The sequence below is a fragment of the Nocardia lasii genome, assembly GCF_042658545.1.
Lineage (GTDB): Bacteria > Actinomycetota > Actinomycetes > Mycobacteriales > Mycobacteriaceae > Nocardia > Nocardia lasii.
Genome location: NZ_JBHSQN010000015.1, coordinates 82,300 through 98,420, shown reverse-complemented (window position 1 = coordinate 98,420; position 16,121 = coordinate 82,300). Strand labels below are relative to the sequence as shown.

The window sequence follows — 16,121 nt, the reverse complement described above, 5'->3', positions numbered from 1 at the left end:
CCCCGACGGGTGGGAAATATCCCCCGAATCCGTCTCGTGACCGCCGCGTAAGCCCGTGCTCCGGGGGTAACACCTGTATCGCAAGGTAACGGTTACCTGCGGAAATGGCGCGATGATCGCGCGACCGGGCGGTGCGCACGTACCCTCATAGGAAGTCACCAGGTGCGGCGACCAGCGGGAGCAAATACCCAGGCACCGTGCGGTCGCGCCGGCTAGGAGGTGTGCGATGAGCATTCAGTCCGATCTCGACCCCGACCTGCGGACGCACGAGGCCGACCCGCTGGCACAGACCGAATACGGCATCGTGGGCGGCACCTGGGACGGACCGGTCGCCGTGTGGCGCAGCATCCCCTACGCCGCCGCCCCCGCCGGACCGCGACGCTTCGCCGCCCCGCAACCGCCGCAGCCGTGGGACGGCGTGCGCGACTGCGTGGTGTTCGGCGATATCGCCCCGCAGGCGATGGGCGCGATGGTGCCGGTCGACTCCGACCTGCAGATGGGCGAGGACTGCCTGTGGCTCAACGTGTGGTCCCCGCGCCCCCAGCCCAGCGACAGCGAACCGCGCCCGGTGCTGGTGTGGATCCACGGCGGCGCCTACTGCCTCGGCACCGCCGCGCAGACCATCTACGACGGGCGCAAACTCGCCGAGGCCGGTGACGCGGTGGTCGTGTCGGTGAACTACCGGCTCGGCGTGCTCGGCTTCCTGGACCTGTCCGCGTTCGGCGAGCAGTTCACCGCCAACCTCGGCCTGCACGATCAGCTCGCCGCGCTCGCGTGGGTGCGCGACAATATCGCCGCCTTCGGTGGCGACCCCGGCAATGTGACGGTGTTCGGTGAGTCCTCCGGCGCGGGCTGCGTGACCGCGCTGCTCACCTCACCCGCCGCGGCCGGGCTGTTCCACAAGGCCATCGCCCAGAGTCCGCCCGCCACCACGGTTTTCGGGCAGGAGCGGGCCGCGATCGTCGGGCAGCGCTATCTGGAACTGCTCGAGCTCACGCCGGGCGAGGCGAATCGCCTGCTGGAGTTGCCGATCGAGCAACTCGTCGAGATCGGCGCGGTGCTGTTGGACGAGGTGCCGATCAAGGAACCCGGCAGGCTCGCCGCCGCGCCGGTGGTCGACGGCGACCTGCTGCCCGGCTATCCGATCGACCGGTTCCAGCAGGGTCGCTCGCACCGGGTGCCGCTGCTGATCGGCACCAATCGCGATGAGGCGTCACTGTTTCGAGTGTTGCGCTCGCCCATCATGCCGGTGACGCCCGACGCGGTGAACACCATGCTGCGCGATGTGGCGGCCTCGCACCCGGAGATGGCGCCCGAGCGGATCGCCGAGATCACCTCCGCCTACCCCGACCTCACCAAAACCCGTGGGGCACTGGCCATGTCGACCGACGCGGCCTTCCGGATGCCCGCCGCCTGGGTCGCCGAGGGCCACGCCCAGCACTCGCCGACCTGGATGTACCGCTTCGACTACGCCACCCCGATGCTCAAGGCGGCCAGGGTCGGCGCGGGCCACGCCACCGAATTGCCCTATGTCTTCGGCAATTTCGGCACCTTCAACCACGACCCGACCTTCTGGCTCGGCGGGCGCAAAGCCTCGGTGGCGGTCTCGGGCCGGATGCAACGGCGCTGGCTGGCCTTCGCCGAACACAGCGTCCCCGCCGCCATCGACGGCTCCAAACACTGGCCCCACTACCGCCCCGCCGCCCGCTCCACCCTGCTCATCGACACCATCGACCGCGTCGTCGACAACCCCGACGCCGACCTGCACAACGCCTGGGGCGACCAGGCCGTCGGCTTCGGCTGAACCGCCGAGACCTTCGGTAAGTGGTGCTAATGTGGTGCTATGTCGAATCTGAACCTGCGGCTGCCCGACGACCTACACACCGCCGCCGCGGCGGAAGCCGACGCCGCGCACATGTCCCTCAACAGCGCTATCTGCGATGCGCTCCGGGACTGGGTCGCCGTGCGCGCGCTCAGCCGTAAGGAGGATGCCATCCTGGAGCGCGTCATGGTCGAGGACGCGGATCTGCTCGCGCTGATCCGGGAAGCCGAGTAGGTGCGCCCGGAAGCGCTGATCAAGTGCAACCAGCGAGTCACCGAAGGTCAGGGCGCGATTCGTGATCTAGGCCTCGTCGCCGCAGCTGCGACGAGAGCGGACCAGATTGTGCTCGGGCGCGAGGCGTATCCGACACCCGAGTCGAAGGCTGCGGCGGTCTTCCAATCGGTCATCCGGGATCAACCCTTCACCGAGGGCGACAAGATGACGGCGTGGGTGGCCGTTCGACTCCTGCTGGGTTGCTATGGACTCGTTCCCGGCATCGCCCCTGCGGCCGTGGTCGCGTTGATCGAGACCGTCGCCACCGAACGCACCGAGGTCGCCTGGATCGCCGAGCAGTTCGCGGTCCGATCGAATGCCACCGCGCAGAAGTGATCCCTCCGTCGGGAATCGGGCCGCCGCCGTCGGTTTCGACGGCGGCCACGAGCGGCGGATCAGACGTCGGTGGAGAAGCGGATGCCGCCGTCGGGGATGACGACGCCGGGCCACACGCGGGCGCCACGCAGCAGTTCGCAGCGGGCGCCGACCACGGCGCCGTCGCCGATGACGCCGTCGCGGACCAGGGCGCGGGGGCCGATGCGGGCGCCGAAGCCGATGATGGAGCGTTCGACGGTCGCGCCCGCTTCCACGACGGCGCCGTCGAAGATGACCGCGCCGTCCAGGCGGGCGCCCGCGCCGATCTCGGCGCCGCGACCGACCACCGTGCCGCCGATGAGCAGCGCGCCCGGCGCCACCCCGGCACCGGGATGCACGAGCGACTCGCCGCGCTGGCCGGGCAGGGCGGGGGAGGGGGCGATGCCGCGGACCAGGTCCGCCGAGCCGCGCACGAAGTCCTCGGGGGTGCCCATATCGCGCCAGTAGGAGGCGTCGACGTGGCCCTGCACGCGGGCACCCTCGGCCAGCAGCGCGGGGAAGACCTCGCGCTCGACCGAGACCGGGCGACCCGTGGGGATCTTCTCGATGTACTCGCGACGGAACACGTAGCAACCGGCGTTGATCTGGTCGGTCGGCGGATCCTGGGTCTTCTCCAGGAACGCGGTGACCCGGCCGTCGGCGTCGGTCGGCACACAGCCGAAGGCGCGCGGATCGCTCACCCGGACCAGGTGCAGGGTCACATCGGCGCCGGTCGACTCGTGGGTGTCGAGGATCGCGCCCAGGTCGGTGCCGCCGAGCACGTCACCGTTGAACACCATCACGTTGTCCGCGCGCAGCTTGGGCAGCACATTGCGGATACCGCCGCCGGTGCCCAGCGGTTCGGTCTCGGTCACGTACTCGAGGTCGAGGCCCAGCTCGGAACCGTCACCGAAGTGCTCCTCGAAGACCTCGGCCTTGAACGAGGTGCCGAGCACGACGTGGGTGATCCCGGCGTCGGCGATCCTGGCCAGCAGGTGGGTCAGGAACGGCAGCCCGGCCGTCGGCAGCATGGGCTTGGGCGCCGAGAGGGTCAGCGGACGCAGCCGCGTGCCCTGTCCGCCGACGAGGATGACCGCGTCGGTGCCTGCATTGCCTGCCATCGAAATTCCCCTGTTCACAGTGACCGGTGCCCTAGGCCCCGGTTCGCGCTTTCTCGCGCAGCGCCGATCGAACCGCAATCCGGGAGCGAACCGCAAGTCCGGCCCGCAACGCCCCCCGCAGCGGTGCCTGCCACCAGTGCGGATGCCGATCGGCCTGGAAGCGGTACGCGCTGGCGTGGTGGGCCGGCAGCATCAGTTCGGGATGCTTGCCCGCGGCGTGGCCCTTGGCGTGGGTCACCTCGGCGTCGGGGACGAAGATATTGTGCCAGCCCGCCTTGCCCATGCGGTCACCGAAGTCCACGTCCTCCATGTACATGAAGTAGCGCGAATCGAAACCGTCGATGGTGTCGAAGGCGGCGCGGCGCACCAGCAGGCACGAACCCGACAGCCAGCCGACGACGCGCTCGGTGAGCTGCTCGTTCTCCTGGCGGTAGCGCACCGACCACGGGTTCTTCGGCCAGACCGAGCCCAGGATGGCGTGGCCTGCGCCGTCGGCGAGACCGGGCACGCGGCGCGCCGACGGGTAGACGCTGCCGTCGGGCTCACGGACCATCGGCCCGAACGCGCCCGCGCGCGGCCAGCGCTTCGCGGCTTCGAGGAGCTTGTCGATGGAATCGACGCCCCAGCGGATGTCCGGGTTGGCCAGGATCACGAACTCGATCGACGGGTCGATCTCGGCCACGGCCCGGTTGATCGCGCCGCCGTAGCCGATATTGCCGCCGGTGCGCAGCAGCGTGACGTGCGAATTGGCCTCGGCGACGAGTTCGGGCACACCGTCGGTGGACCCGTTGTCGGCCAGGATGACCTGCGGCTTCTCGCTGGTCGCCTCGGTCAGGGTGGTGATGAAATGCTCGAGGTGCTCACCCGGTGAATAGGTCACCGTGACCACGGCAAGGCCGGCGGGGGCTGGAGAATCGGCTGCGTCTGCTGCGTTCACGACTGCGGAGCCTAGTCGGACAATCGGCGCAGTGCGTCGGTGACCGCGATCCGCCATGGCCGAAGCGGAGTCAGACCGGCGTCGTTCCACCCCGCCGGGGACAGCGCCGAATACGCCGGGCGCGGTGCGGGTCTGGGGAACTCGCTCGAGGTACACGGCCGCACGCGGGCCGGGTCGGCGCCGAGGTCGGTGAAAACGGCCACGGCGAGGTCGAACCAGGTGGCGGTGCCGGAGTTGGTGGCGTGCAGCACCCGGGGGGTGGCGGGGCGGGTGCTCAGTTCCAGCAGGGCGGCCGCGAGATCGGCGGCGTAGGTGGGGGAGCCGAACTGGTCGTTCACCACGCGCACGGTGTCGCGTTCGGCCTCCAGCCTGCGCATGGTCGCGACGAAATCCCCCTCGACACCGGAATACACCCACGCCGTGCGCACCACCTGGCCGCCCAGCTCGAGCACCGCCCGCTCACCGGCCAGTTTCGACCGGCCGTAGACGGTGGCCGGTCCGGTGGGGTCGGCGGGCTCGTAGGGTAGGCGCGCGTTTCCGGGGAATACGTAGTCGGTGGAGACATGGATCAGGCGCGCGCCCACCGCCGCGCAGGCGGCCGCGAGCACGGCCGGGCCGGTGGCATTGGCGGCGAAAGCGGCCTCGACCTCGGTCTCGGCCGCGTCGACGGCCGTATACGCCGCGCAGTTGAGCACGACCGTCTCAGGAGTCAGCGCGGCCTCGACGGCGGCGCGGTCGGTGATGTCGAGCTCGGCGCGCGAGACCGCGCGCGCGGTGGGCGCCAGCCGAAGGAGCTGCTGTCCCAGCTGTCCGCCCGCACCGGTGACGAGCACGGCGGGGGCACGGAAATCGGCGTTCACGCGGCCAGTCTGGCACGCCGGGGCACCAGCGGTTGAGCCCGAGTGTGGTAACTGTTGGTTAGCCTGGGGCAACACTGAGGCGGGGTTCGCCGGGGGGAAGTACGCCGAGGGTGGCGCGGAGTTCGTCGAGAGGATGCACGAGTGCGAGAGTCGACACGACCGGTCGGTCCACCCACGGGCGCGCTCGGCCCGGCCAAAGTCATGGTGGCGATCTCGGCGGTGCTGGTGCTGGCGCTCACCGGATTCGCCTGGCGCAGTGTCGACAACCTGATCGCCAATATCGACCGGATCGGCGGGCTCGGACTCGGCGGGGGACGCGACGGCGCCGTGGACATCCTGCTGGTGGGGGTCGACAGCCGCACCGACGCGCACGGCAATCCGCTCACCGCGGCCGAGAAGGCGATGCTGCACGCCGGCGACGAGGTGGGCACCAACACCGACACCATCGTGCTGATCCGGGTGCCCAACGACGGCCGCTCGGCCACCGCGATCTCCATCCCGCGCGACTCCTACGTCGACATCGCCGGCCAGGGCAAGGCCAAGATCAACTCCGCCTACGGCTCGACGAAGGAGACCAAACGCGCCGCCCTGCTCGCCGAGGGCAGCTCCGAGGCCGACGCCGAGAAGGAGTCGACCAAGGCCGGTCGGCAGGCCCTGATCAAATCCGTGGCAAACCTGACCGGCATCAGCGTCGACCACTACGCCGAGGTGAGCCTGCTCGGGTTCGTGCTGCTCACCGACTCGGTCGGCGGGGTCGAGGTGTGTCTGAATCAGGCGGTGGACGAACCGATGTCGGGCGCGGACTTCCCCGCCGGACGCCAGCGCCTCGACGGGCAGGAGGCGTTGAGTTTCGTGCGCCAGCGCCACGGCCTCGAACGCGGCGACATCGACCGGATCGTGCGCCAGCAGGTGTTCATGGCGCAGCTGGTCGGGCAGATGCTCAACGCCAAGACCCTGGCCAACCCGAGCAAGCTCAGCCAGATCAGCGAGGCGGTCGGGCGCACGGTGGTCCTCGACGAGGACTGGGACGTGCTCGCCTTCCTGCAACAGCTCAAGGACCTCTCCGGCGGCGAAGTGGCCTTCGAGACCATCCCCGTCGCCGACCTCGACAGCATGACCTCGGCGGGGGAGTCGGTGGTCAAGGTCGATCCGCGCACCGTGCAGAACTTCGTCGCCGGGCTGGTGGGGGACAAGCGCCCCGAGGAGGTCACCGCCGCGTCGGCCACGGATCCGAGCTCGGTGACGGTGAACGTGCACAACGCCGGCGGCGCCACCGGACTCGCCGCCACGGTGTCGGCCGCCCTGACCGGCAAGGGTTTCCGGGAGGGCGCGGTGGGCAACTACACCGGCGGCACCGTGAGCTCGAGCCGCGTGCTCGCCCACGACACCGACGACCCGAAGGCGGCCGCCGTGGCCGAGGCACTCGGCGGACTGACCGTGGTCGGCGATCCGACTCTGTCGCCCGATACCGTGAGTGTCATCCTGGCGAGCGACTATTCTGGTCCGGGCTCGACTGCCGGCGGCATGTTCGATTTCGATCCGACATCCCCGGCGACCGGAACACCGATACCGCCCGCCCCGCCGATCGACGCAGGCCAGAACGGACCGAAATGTGTGAATTGACCCATGCGTGAGCCGAATTCGACCCTGACCGACGCCCTGCTCGACCCGATCCTCGAACGCGACCCCGCCGGGCCGCGCGTCACCTGGTACGACGACGCCACCGGCGCCCGCATCGAGCTGTCCGGGCTGACGCTGGCCAACTGGGCGGCCAAGACCGCCAACCTGATCCGCGACGAGTTCGCGCTCAGCCCCGGCGCTCGGGTCGCGGTGCTGTTGCCCGCGCACTGGCAGACCGCCGCGGTGCTGCTCGGATGCTGGTGGGCGGGAACCGAAGTGGTGCTCACCCCCGACCCCGATGCCGACCTGGCCCTGGTCACCCCCGACCGGCTCGACGACGCCGACGGTGTCGGCGAGGTGGCCGTGCTGTCGTTGGACGCGATGGGAACGCCCGTGCGCGACCTGCCCGTGGGCGTCACCGATTTCGCGTCCGCGGTGCGGGTGCACGGCGACCAGTTCCTGCCCGGTGGGTTCCGTGCCGCGCTCGACGGGCTCTCGGTCGGCGAGGTGTTGTCCATGGCGCGCAAATCCGCTGCGGCACAGGGTTTTTCCACCGGTGACCGGGTGCTGTCGAGTACGCCGTGGGAGACCGTCGAGGAGTTGATCGACGGGTTCGTCGCGGTGTTGTACGCCGGTGCCTCGCTGGTCCAGGTGGTCAACCCCGACCCCGCCGGCCTCGACCATCGCGTCGTCACCGAGAAGGTCACCGTTCGACGCTGACTCCTACCCGGGTATCGGTGACGCTCCACCTCGGGTACGTGGTATGTGTCACACCCCACCCGTACCGTGGAAGTCGGACTTGGACTTTCACGGACAAAGGGGTGGCGATGAACGGTCGTTATTGGGTTCGCTGGTCAGCCGAACACGGGGCGCCGCGCGCGATACTGCGCTGGCGGATCCGACGCGGTGATCCGTTCGCGACGCTGCTCGGCGGGCAGCGGGGGTACGTGGAGCCGTACCCGCTGCTCGACGAACTGCGCGCAGGCGGCGGCATCCAGCGCCGGTCGTTCGCCCACGCCGCCTTCGACCACGCACCGGTGCGCGCGATGCTGCGCGACCCGCGCTTCGGCGTGCGACCCGCACTCGGCGAGGAGCTGCCCACCGCGTGGCGGGCCCTCGCCGAGCGGGTCACCCTGCCGCCCAACCCGGTCGAACCGCCGTCGATGCTGGTGCTCAACCCGCCCGAACACACCAGGATGCGCAGGCCGGTGGCCTCGGCGTTCACCCCGCGCGCCATCGCCCGGCTGCGCGAGCGGGTCGAGGTGGTCACCGCCGAACTGCTCGACGCCATGCCCGCCGACGGCTCGGTGGACCTGATCACCGACTTCGCGGCCCGGGTGCCGATCGCGATCATCGCCGACATGCTCGGCTTCCCGGCCTCGGCCCGCGAGAGCTTCCTGGCCTGGGGCGACAAGGTGACCCCGCTGCTCGACATCGGCACCTCGTGGGCGTCGTATCGGGCCGCGATGGTCGCGATCGAGGAGATGGACGACTACCTCGCCGACCACATCGCCACGTTGCGTCGCGCCCCCGGCGAGGACATCCTGTCCACCCTGGTCAGCTCCGGTGATCTGAGTCTGCGCGAACTCCAGGCCGGGGCCAGCCTGCTCATGGGGGCCGGGTTCGAGACGACGGTCAACCTCATCGGCAACGCCGTGTGGGCCCTGTCGGCCCATCCCGACCAGCTCGCCCTGGCCCAGGCCGATCCCGCGCGCTGGGCCGATGTGGTGGAGGAGACGCTGCGCTTCGATCCGCCGGTGCAGACCACCGCGCGCCAGGCGCTCGAGGATGTCGAGATCGAGGGGACGCGGTTGCGGGCGGGCACGACAGTGATCCTGTCGCTGGCCGGAGCCAACCGCGATCCGGCGGTCTTCCCCGACCCGCACCGCTTCGACATCGGCCGCACGAATCTCAAAGAGCACGTGGCATTCAGCAGCGGAATCCACGTCTGCCTCGGCGCGAGCCTGGCCAGGATGGAAGCCGTGCACGCGCTGGGCGCGCTCTACGCGCGCTACCCGAACCTGCGGGTGCGCGGTGAACCGGTGCGGCGAAAGTTGTTCACGCTGCACGGGTTCGAGCACATGCCGGTCGACCTGGGTCCGGTCGCGCGAACGTCGGCGCCCGACGACATGGCGGGAGCAGCCCGGCCGGTGTGAGACCGACCGAGATGCGTCGCCGGCGACGGTGGCTCCCGCCTGACGACATGGCGGGAGCGACCGGTCCGGTGCGAGTCCTCTCGAGACTTGTCATCCGGTGGCGGGTGGTCCGCACGACACGACCGCGTCCGTGCGGCAGTCGGCGCGGACCGCTCAGGTGCTCGCGCGCCAGCGGTAGCGGGTCTTCGGGCGACCGGCGCGACCGTAATCCGCACGGCGCTCGGCCAATCCGTCATCGGCCAGCTTCTCGAGATACCGCCAGGCCGTGATCCGGGAAACGCCCACGACCGCGGCGGCATCGGTGGCGGTGATGCCGGATTCGGCCGAGCGCACCGCCCGCGAGACCTCCTCGAGGGTGTGCTGCACCACGCCTTTCGGCGCACCGGCCTTCTGGTCGGCGGTGCGCAGGGCGCCGAGGGCGCGGTCGATGTCGTACTGCGACAACGCCGCCTCGCCGGCCGGCAGCGCGGTGTCGAAATCGCGGTAGCGCTCCAGCTTCTCCCGGAACGCGGCGAAGGTGAACGGCTTGAGCAGGTACAGCACCACCCCGTGCGCGACCGCGTTGCGGACCATGTTCAGTTCCCGGGCGGAGGTGATCGAGATGACGTCGGGGCGCGGCTGCAACCCGTTGAGCGCCGCCGCCACATCCAGACCGCTGATATCGGGCAGTCCGATATCCATCAGCACCAGGTGGAACGGGTTGCCCTCGGCGATCGCCTCGGCGGCCACCCGCAGCGCGTCGCGCCCGGTGTGCACGACCCCGCCGGTGACGAAACCGTCGAGCCGTTCGAGATAGGCCCGGTGGGCCTGGGCGATCAGCGGTTCGTCCTCGACGATCAGGACCCGGATCATGGCTTCTCCCTCAACGGAATGCGAACGGTGACCGCGCTGTGTGGTGCGGCCGTGGTGGTGATGGTGCCGCCGTGTCGATCGACGAGGCGGTGCACCAGGGCGAGGCCGAGGCCCGCGTGGTCGGATTTCGTGGTGTAGCCGCGTTCGGCGGCCCGCGAGAACATCTGCGCCGACATGCCCGGCCCGCTGTCGGACACGCGCACCCACAGCGCGCCGTCGCGATGACAGACCGACACCTCGACGCGCTTGTCGGCGGTGCCAGCGGCCGCGTCCATCGCGTTGTCGATCAGATTGCCGACCAGGGTGACGGTCTCGTGCGCGGAGAGCGGATCGGTGGAGTCCAGCGCGGTGTCCTCGCTGATCGCCAGGCTCACCCCACGCTCGGCGGCCTGGTCGACCTTGCCCAGCAGCAGCGCGGCCAGCGCGGCATCGCCCACGGCGGCCAGCAGCCGGTCGATCAGAACCTGGGACAGCTGTAATTCGGCGGTGGCGAAGGCGACCGCCTCCTCGGGGCGCCCGAGTTCGACCATGGTGACCACGGTGTGCAGGCGGTTGGCGGCCTCGTGGGCCTGGGCCCGCAGCGATTCGGCGAAGCTGCGCACCGAGTCGAGCTCGCCGAGCACCGCGCGCAGTTCGGTCTGATCGCGGATGGTGAGCACGGTGCCGATCTCGCGGCCCTCCCAGCTCACCAGGTCCTGGTTGACCAGCAGGATCCGGTCGGTGGTCACGTGCGTCTCGTCGCGCACCACCCCGGCGCTCATCTGCCGCAGCGACACCGGCAGGTCGGCGCGATACACCGGACCCTCGGGCAGGTCGAGCAGGGTGCGCGCCTGATCGTTGACCACCTCGGCCGCGTCGGCGTCGGCGCCGAAGACCACCAGGCCCTCGTGCACCGAGTGCAGGACCGCGTCGTGGTGCTCGTAGAGCGCGCGGAGCTCGTCGGGCGCCATGCCGTGGGTCTGGCGGCGCAGCCTGCGGCTGATCAGGAACGACGACAGCGCGGCCAGGGCCAGCCCCACCGCGGCCACTCCGAGGATCAGCGGCAACTGGGAGGCGACCTGGGTGCTGATCTTGGCCCGGGTGACGCCGGCCGAGACCAGCGCGACCACCTTGCCGTTGTCGTAGACCGGCGCGACCGCGCGGATCGAGGGGCCCAGCGTGCCGGTGAAGGTCTCGGTGAGGGTCTGCCCGGCCAGCGCGCCGTCGATATTGCCGACGAACGGTTTGCCGATCTGCTCGGGGTTGCTGTGGGTGTAGCGGGTGCGATCCGGCGCCATCACCACGATGAAGTCCATGCCGGTGGCCGCCCTGATCCGCTCGGTGGTCGGCTGCAACACCCCGCTCGGGTAGGGCGAGTTCACCCCGGCCAGGGTCGAGGGCGAGCGCGCCACCGTGACCGCGACATCGCGGACCTGGAGTTCGGCGGCGACGTCGTGGTCGCGTTTGGCGTCGAACACAGCCAGGATCGTGCCGACCGCGATCATCAACGCCAACACCACCAGCTGCCATACGAAGGCCTGTCCCGCGAGCGACAGTCGTCCTCGTCGCACTCTCTTGCCTCCGAACCTCGATAGAACCTTACGCACCGATGAGACGGCGATCACAGTAGTTCCCAGAACTCTTGGACATGAGTTCAACTACCCCGCGGTAGGCGACCCTACCCATCGAGTGTTTCGTCCGATGGTCGCCGCCGTCGCATCCGGCGCATTCGCGGATCAGCACGATACCGGCCGGTACGCCACGGCGTCCTGTCTAGCGCTGCTAGGATTTCGAGCATGAGCACCCAGCAGCGCAAGGAACGCGAACGCGCCGACCGGCACCAGCGGATCATCGACGCCGCGCGCGAGATGGCCGAAGCCGACGGGTGGGACGCGGTCACCATCCGCAAACTGGCCGACCGCATCGAATACAGCCAGCCCGTGCTCTACAGCCACTTCGCGAACAAGGCGGCCATCGTCGGCGCCGTCGCGCTCGAGGGCTGTGTCGAACTCGCCGAGAACCTGCGCCGAGCCCGCGCGCAGGCAACCGACCGAACCGCGGTGATCGCCGCCGTCACCCGCGCCTACCTCGACTTCGCCGCGGCCAACCCGGCCCGCTACGACGCCATCTTCCAACAGAAGACCGACCTCGTCTTCGGCCTCGACGCGCCCAAGCCCCTGGTCGACGCCTTCGCCGGCCTGGAAGCGATGTTCGTCCCCGACGCCGAAGGCGACGACCTCGGCGCCCGCACCGAACTCGCCTGGGCCGCCCTGCACGGCCTGGCCACCCTCGAACGCGCCGGCCGACTCCGCCCCGAACTCCGCGAACGACGCATCGCCCTGCTCGTCGACGGAACAAGCGCGGCGACTGGCTGAGTGTGGCGGGTGACCGAGCGCACGCCGACGGGCACCGCGCTCCGCGTAGGTTGGAGGCAACGACGCGGACCGGCGGAGCGACCGAGGGCGAAGGGACGGCGATGGTAGAAGTCGTAGTAGTGGGGTCGGGGCCGAACGGGCTTGCCGCGGCGGTGATCGCCGCTCGCGCCGGACTGTCGGTGCGGGTGCTGGAAGCGCAGGAGCAGGCGGGCGGCGGATCGCGCACCGCCGAACTCACGCTGCCCGGTTTCCACCACGATGTCTGCGCGGGCGCGCACCCCATGGCGAAGGCATCCCCGTTCTTCCGGGCCTTCGATCTGGCCGCGCACGGGGTGGACCTGCTCACCCCGACCGTGTCCTACGCCCATCCCCTCGACGGCGGCGTCGCCGGATTGGCTTGGCGCAACCTCGAATCCACGGTCGCCGACCTCGGCGGCGACGGCCGCGCCTGGCGCACGCTGTTCGGCCCGCTGGTCGAGAACTGGCCCGACGTGGTCGATCTCGCGATGTGCGATCTGCGGCATCCGCCGTTGAAGATCGCCACCGGCATCAAGTTCGCGACACGGCTGCTCGAACAGGCATCGCCGTTGTCGGACACCATCTTCCAGGGCGACATCGCGCCCGCCATGTTCAGCGGGGTCGCCGCCCACGCCATCACCTCACCGCGCGCGTTCCCCGCCGTCGGCGCCGCCCTGCTGCTCGGCACCCTCGCACACGCGGGCGGCTGGGTGATCCCGCGCGGCGGCAGCCAGGCCATCGCGAACGCCATGATCGCCGACATCGAAAGTCACGGTGGCGAAGTCGTGACCGGACACCGGGTCGACGACTTCGCCGAACTCGCCGCCGCGCGCGCGGTGCTGTTCGACACCTCGCCCGCCGAACTCCTGCGCGTGGCCGGTGACCGCCTGCCCGAGCGATACCGCCACGGCCTCGGGCGATTCCGGTACGGCAACGCCGCGTGCAAGGTCGACTTCGCCCTCGACGGTCCCGTGCCGTGGGCCGCCGAGGGCGCCGATCTCGCGGGCACCCTGCACCTGGTCGGCACCAGGGCCGAGGCCGCGTACGCCGAACATCAGGTCGACTCGGGCGTTTTCGCCGACAAGCCCTATGTGCTGGCCATCCAACCCGGCGTCGTCGACCCCACCAGGGCGCCCGCGGGCAAGCACACGTTCTACACCTACGCCCACGTGCCCAACGGGTCCGATCGCGATATCAGCGAGCAGGTGATCGACCAGGTCGAACGGTTCGCCCCCGGATTCCGCGACCTGATCCTGGCCAAACATGTCACCCCGGCGGCGTTCATGCCCGACCACAACGCCAACTACATCGGCGGCGACATCTCCGCCGGGGCGATGACCACCCGCCAGACCCTGTTCCGACCGCTGGCCCGCTGGAACCCGTACTCCACGCCGATCCCGGGCACCTACCTGTGCTCCTCGTCGACACCGCCGGGACCGGGCGTGCACGGCATGTCCGGTCTGCACGCCGCACATCACCTGCTGCGCAAGCGGTTCGGCATCGTCACCGACCCGCTCGACCTGCTGCGCGGATCGGCGCCGGCTTACCGCTGACCGATCAGGTCGGCTTCTTCGCGGGGTCGTGGACCAGCTCGGGTCGGAACACGTCCGGCTCGAGGTAGATCGTGCACGCGCTGGCCACCGCCGCGTGGATGCGCTCGTCGGCGGCATCGATCGCCGCCGACACCTCGGTGATGTCGAGCCCGGAATGCACCGCGACCTTGGCGTTGATCAGCAGGTCCTGCGGGCCCAGGTACTGGCTCTGCAGGCGGATCACCCGTTCGATGCGCGGATCGGCCAGCAGCGCGGCGCGGATCGCGGCGTCGTCCTTGCTCGTCGCGCCCTCGCCGATGAGCAGGCTCTTGGTCTCGATGATCAGGATGACCGCGTTCACGCCGAGCAGGGTGCCGATGAGCAGTGTGCCGACACCGTCCCACACGCCGTTGCCGGTGATCACCGACAGACTCACGCCCGCCAGCGCGAACAGCAGCCCGATCACCGCGCCCGCGTCCTCGAGCAGCACCACCGGCAGTTCGGGATTGCGGGTGTTGCGGATGAAGTGCCACCACGAGTTCTTGCCCTTGAGCGGCACCGACTGCTTGCGCGCGGTGAGCAGACTGCCGCCCTCGAGCAGCATCGACACCCCGAGAATGCCGATCGCGACCCAGGGCGACTCGATTTCCTCCGGGTGCCGGATCTTGTGGATCGCCTCGTTGATCGCGAACACACAGCCCATCAGGAACAGCACCAGCGCGACCACGAACGAGTAGAAGTAGCGATTGCGCCCGTACCCGAACTGGTGCAGCTTGTCCGGCGGATGATCGGCGGCATTGCGCCCGACCAGCAGCAGCGCCTCGTTACCGGTATCGGCCACCGAGTGCACGGCCTCGGCCAGCATCGACGACGACCCGGTGATGAACGCGCCGATGAACTTCGCGACCATGATCCCCGCGTTCGCCCCGAGTGCGGCGAGGATCGCGATCTTGCTGTCTTCACCCTGCTCGGCCATACCGAAACGCTACCGCCAACGCCCGCACAGACCCCCCGACCTCACCCCGTGTCGCCGACCCCCACCGAGAACCGCCGACCCCGACCGAGAACCGTCGACTCCGACCGGGAACCGTCGACTCCGACCGGGAACCGTCGACCCCCACCGGAAACCGTCGACCCCCATCACAAACCCAGTTCAAACACCTGGGTCCAGCATCCCTGGGTGTTCTCGGCGCGCCTCCGCCTCTGGACTGACCGGAGGGTGCGACGAAGGAGTGCCCGGAGGGAGGGAAGAGGCGGAGTTAAGCGCCGAGAACCGCGGCGCCAGCCGCAAATACTACTGCGTGCGGTAGAGGTCTGGTTCCAAATAGATCAGCCGCGCAGTCGGAACGGCGGCGCGGACTCGCATCTCCGCCGAGTCGATCGCATCGGCCACCCCGGCCACGTCGAGGTTCGGGGCGATGGCGACCTTCGCGGCCACCAGCATCTCGTCCGGGCCAAGGTATTCGGTCTTGAGGTGGATCACCGAGGTGATCTTGGTGCCGTCGACCAGGTTCTCGCGGATGAGGCGACCCTGTTCCGGGGTGGCGCCTTCGCCGATGAGCAGGCTCTTCATCTCCACGATCAGCACGACCGCGATCACGCCGAGCAGCACGCCGATGCACAGCGTGCCGATGCCGTCGAAGATCGGATCATCGGTGGCCATGGTCAGGCCGACGCCGCCGAGGGCGAGCACCAAGCCGATCAGCGCGCCGGTGTCCTCGAGCAGCACCACCGGCAGTTCGGGGCTGCGCGAGGTGCGGATGAACCGCCACCAGCTCGAATCGCCCTTGAGCGGCCGGGATTCGCGCACCGCGGTGAGGAACGAGAAGGTTTCCAGGCCGATCGCGATCACCAGGATCACGATCGCCACGATCGGCTGGCTCAGCTCCTCGGGGTGCTGGATCTTGTGGATGCCCTCGTAGACCGCGTATACCGAGCCGAGGGTGAACAGCACCAGCGCCACGACGAACGAGTAGAAGTAGCGGTTGCGGCCGTAGCCGAACTGGTGCAGTTCGTCGGCGTCCTTGGTCGCGGCGCGCTGCCCGACCAGCAGCAGCCCCTGGTTGGCGGTGTCGGCCACCGAGTGCACACCTTCGGCCATCATCGAGGCCGATCCGGTGATGAACGCGCCGATGAACTTCGCCACCGCGATCCCCGCATTGGCGGTCAACGCCGCGACGATCGCCTTTTTGCCACCACCAGCCGACATATCCCTGTCCGCC

15 protein-coding genes are annotated in these 16,121 nt (G+C 69.8%); 8 read left to right on the top strand and 7 right to left on the bottom strand.

Annotation, left to right across the window (positions count from 1 at the left end):
- Positions 1-226 precede the first annotated feature (226 nt).
- The 3 genes from ACFP3H_RS22560 to ACFP3H_RS22550 are packed head-to-tail and all read left to right on the top strand — an operon-like array spanning position 227 to position 2,431.
- Positions 227-1,804, top strand: coding sequence for a carboxylesterase/lipase family protein (locus ACFP3H_RS22560; protein WP_378608990.1), 1,578 nt, complete (start codon positions 227-229; stop codon positions 1,802-1,804).
- Between the two features lie 39 nt (positions 1,805-1,843).
- On the top strand, positions 1,844-2,056 hold the full coding sequence (locus ACFP3H_RS22555; RefSeq protein WP_378608988.1) for a toxin-antitoxin system HicB family antitoxin: 213 nt from the start codon (positions 1,844-1,846) through the stop codon (positions 2,054-2,056).
- Complete coding sequence (locus ACFP3H_RS22550; protein WP_378608987.1) at positions 2,057-2,431, top strand: Fic family protein; 375 nt, start codon at positions 2,057-2,059, stop codon at positions 2,429-2,431. It abuts the gene before it with no gap.
- 59 nt (positions 2,432-2,490) lie between these two features.
- Here ACFP3H_RS22550 and manB read toward each other — a convergent pair whose 3' ends face one another.
- The 3 genes from manB to rfbD are packed head-to-tail and all read right to left on the bottom strand — an operon-like array spanning position 2,491 to position 5,367.
- Positions 2,491-3,570, bottom strand: coding sequence for a mannose-1-phosphate guanylyltransferase (manB, locus tag ACFP3H_RS22545; protein ID WP_378608985.1), 1,080 nt, complete (start codon positions 3,568-3,570; stop codon positions 2,491-2,493).
- Between the two features lie 31 nt (positions 3,571-3,601).
- On the bottom strand, positions 3,602-4,459 hold the full coding sequence (locus tag ACFP3H_RS22540; RefSeq protein ID WP_465263772.1) for a glycosyltransferase family 2 protein: 858 nt from the start codon (positions 4,457-4,459) through the stop codon (positions 3,602-3,604).
- A gap of 59 nt (positions 4,460-4,518) precedes the next feature.
- The gene (rfbD, locus tag ACFP3H_RS22535) at positions 4,519-5,367 is read right to left on the bottom strand and encodes a dTDP-4-dehydrorhamnose reductase (RefSeq protein ID WP_378608982.1); all 849 of its coding nucleotides are present in this window, start codon (positions 5,365-5,367) and stop codon (positions 4,519-4,521) included.
- Positions 5,368-5,568: 201 nt separating this feature from the next.
- Between rfbD and ACFP3H_RS22530 the strand changes: the two genes are divergently transcribed.
- The 3 genes from ACFP3H_RS22530 to ACFP3H_RS22520 all read left to right on the top strand — a co-directional run bounded on the left by ACFP3H_RS22530 (position 5,569) and on the right by ACFP3H_RS22520 (position 9,143).
- A complete protein-coding gene (locus tag ACFP3H_RS22530; protein WP_378609565.1) occupies positions 5,569-6,990 on the top strand; it encodes an LCP family protein in 1,422 nt (473 codons plus the stop codon).
- A 3-nt stretch (positions 6,991-6,993) separates the two neighbouring features.
- Positions 6,994-7,707, top strand: coding sequence for a TIGR03089 family protein (locus ACFP3H_RS22525; RefSeq protein ID WP_378608981.1), 714 nt, complete (start codon positions 6,994-6,996; stop codon positions 7,705-7,707).
- 107 nt (positions 7,708-7,814) lie between these two features.
- A complete protein-coding gene (locus tag ACFP3H_RS22520) occupies positions 7,815-9,143 on the top strand; it encodes a cytochrome P450 (protein WP_378608979.1) in 1,329 nt (442 codons plus the stop codon).
- A gap of 153 nt (positions 9,144-9,296) precedes the next feature.
- On the opposite strand, the gene ACFP3H_RS22515 is transcribed toward ACFP3H_RS22520, so the two are convergent.
- Positions 9,297-9,995, bottom strand: coding sequence for a response regulator (locus ACFP3H_RS22515; protein ID WP_378608978.1), 699 nt, complete (start codon positions 9,993-9,995; stop codon positions 9,297-9,299).
- Positions 9,992-11,479, bottom strand: a complete 1,488-nt coding sequence (locus ACFP3H_RS22510) for an ATP-binding protein (RefSeq protein WP_378609563.1) — start codon at positions 11,477-11,479, stop codon at positions 9,992-9,994. The genes ACFP3H_RS22515 and ACFP3H_RS22510 overlap by 4 nt, the downstream gene beginning before the upstream one ends.
- Before the next feature lie 291 nt (positions 11,480-11,770).
- On the opposite strand from ACFP3H_RS22510, the gene ACFP3H_RS22505 reads away from it, so the two are divergent.
- On the top strand, positions 11,771-12,349 hold the full coding sequence (locus tag ACFP3H_RS22505; protein ID WP_378608977.1) for a TetR/AcrR family transcriptional regulator: 579 nt from the start codon (positions 11,771-11,773) through the stop codon (positions 12,347-12,349).
- Between the two features lie 101 nt (positions 12,350-12,450).
- Positions 12,451-13,920, top strand: coding sequence for a phytoene desaturase family protein (locus ACFP3H_RS22500; protein ID WP_378608976.1), 1,470 nt, complete (start codon positions 12,451-12,453; stop codon positions 13,918-13,920).
- Positions 13,921-13,924: 4 nt separating this feature from the next.
- Here ACFP3H_RS22500 and ACFP3H_RS22495 read toward each other — a convergent pair whose 3' ends face one another.
- Both ACFP3H_RS22495 and ACFP3H_RS22490 read right to left on the bottom strand, forming a co-directional pair.
- On the bottom strand, positions 13,925-14,875 hold the full coding sequence (locus tag ACFP3H_RS22495; RefSeq protein ID WP_378608975.1) for a cation diffusion facilitator family transporter: 951 nt from the start codon (positions 14,873-14,875) through the stop codon (positions 13,925-13,927).
- A gap of 318 nt (positions 14,876-15,193) precedes the next feature.
- Complete coding sequence (locus tag ACFP3H_RS22490) at positions 15,194-16,108, bottom strand: cation diffusion facilitator family transporter (protein WP_378608973.1); 915 nt, start codon at positions 16,106-16,108, stop codon at positions 15,194-15,196.
- Between the last annotated feature and the right edge of the window lie 13 nt (positions 16,109-16,121).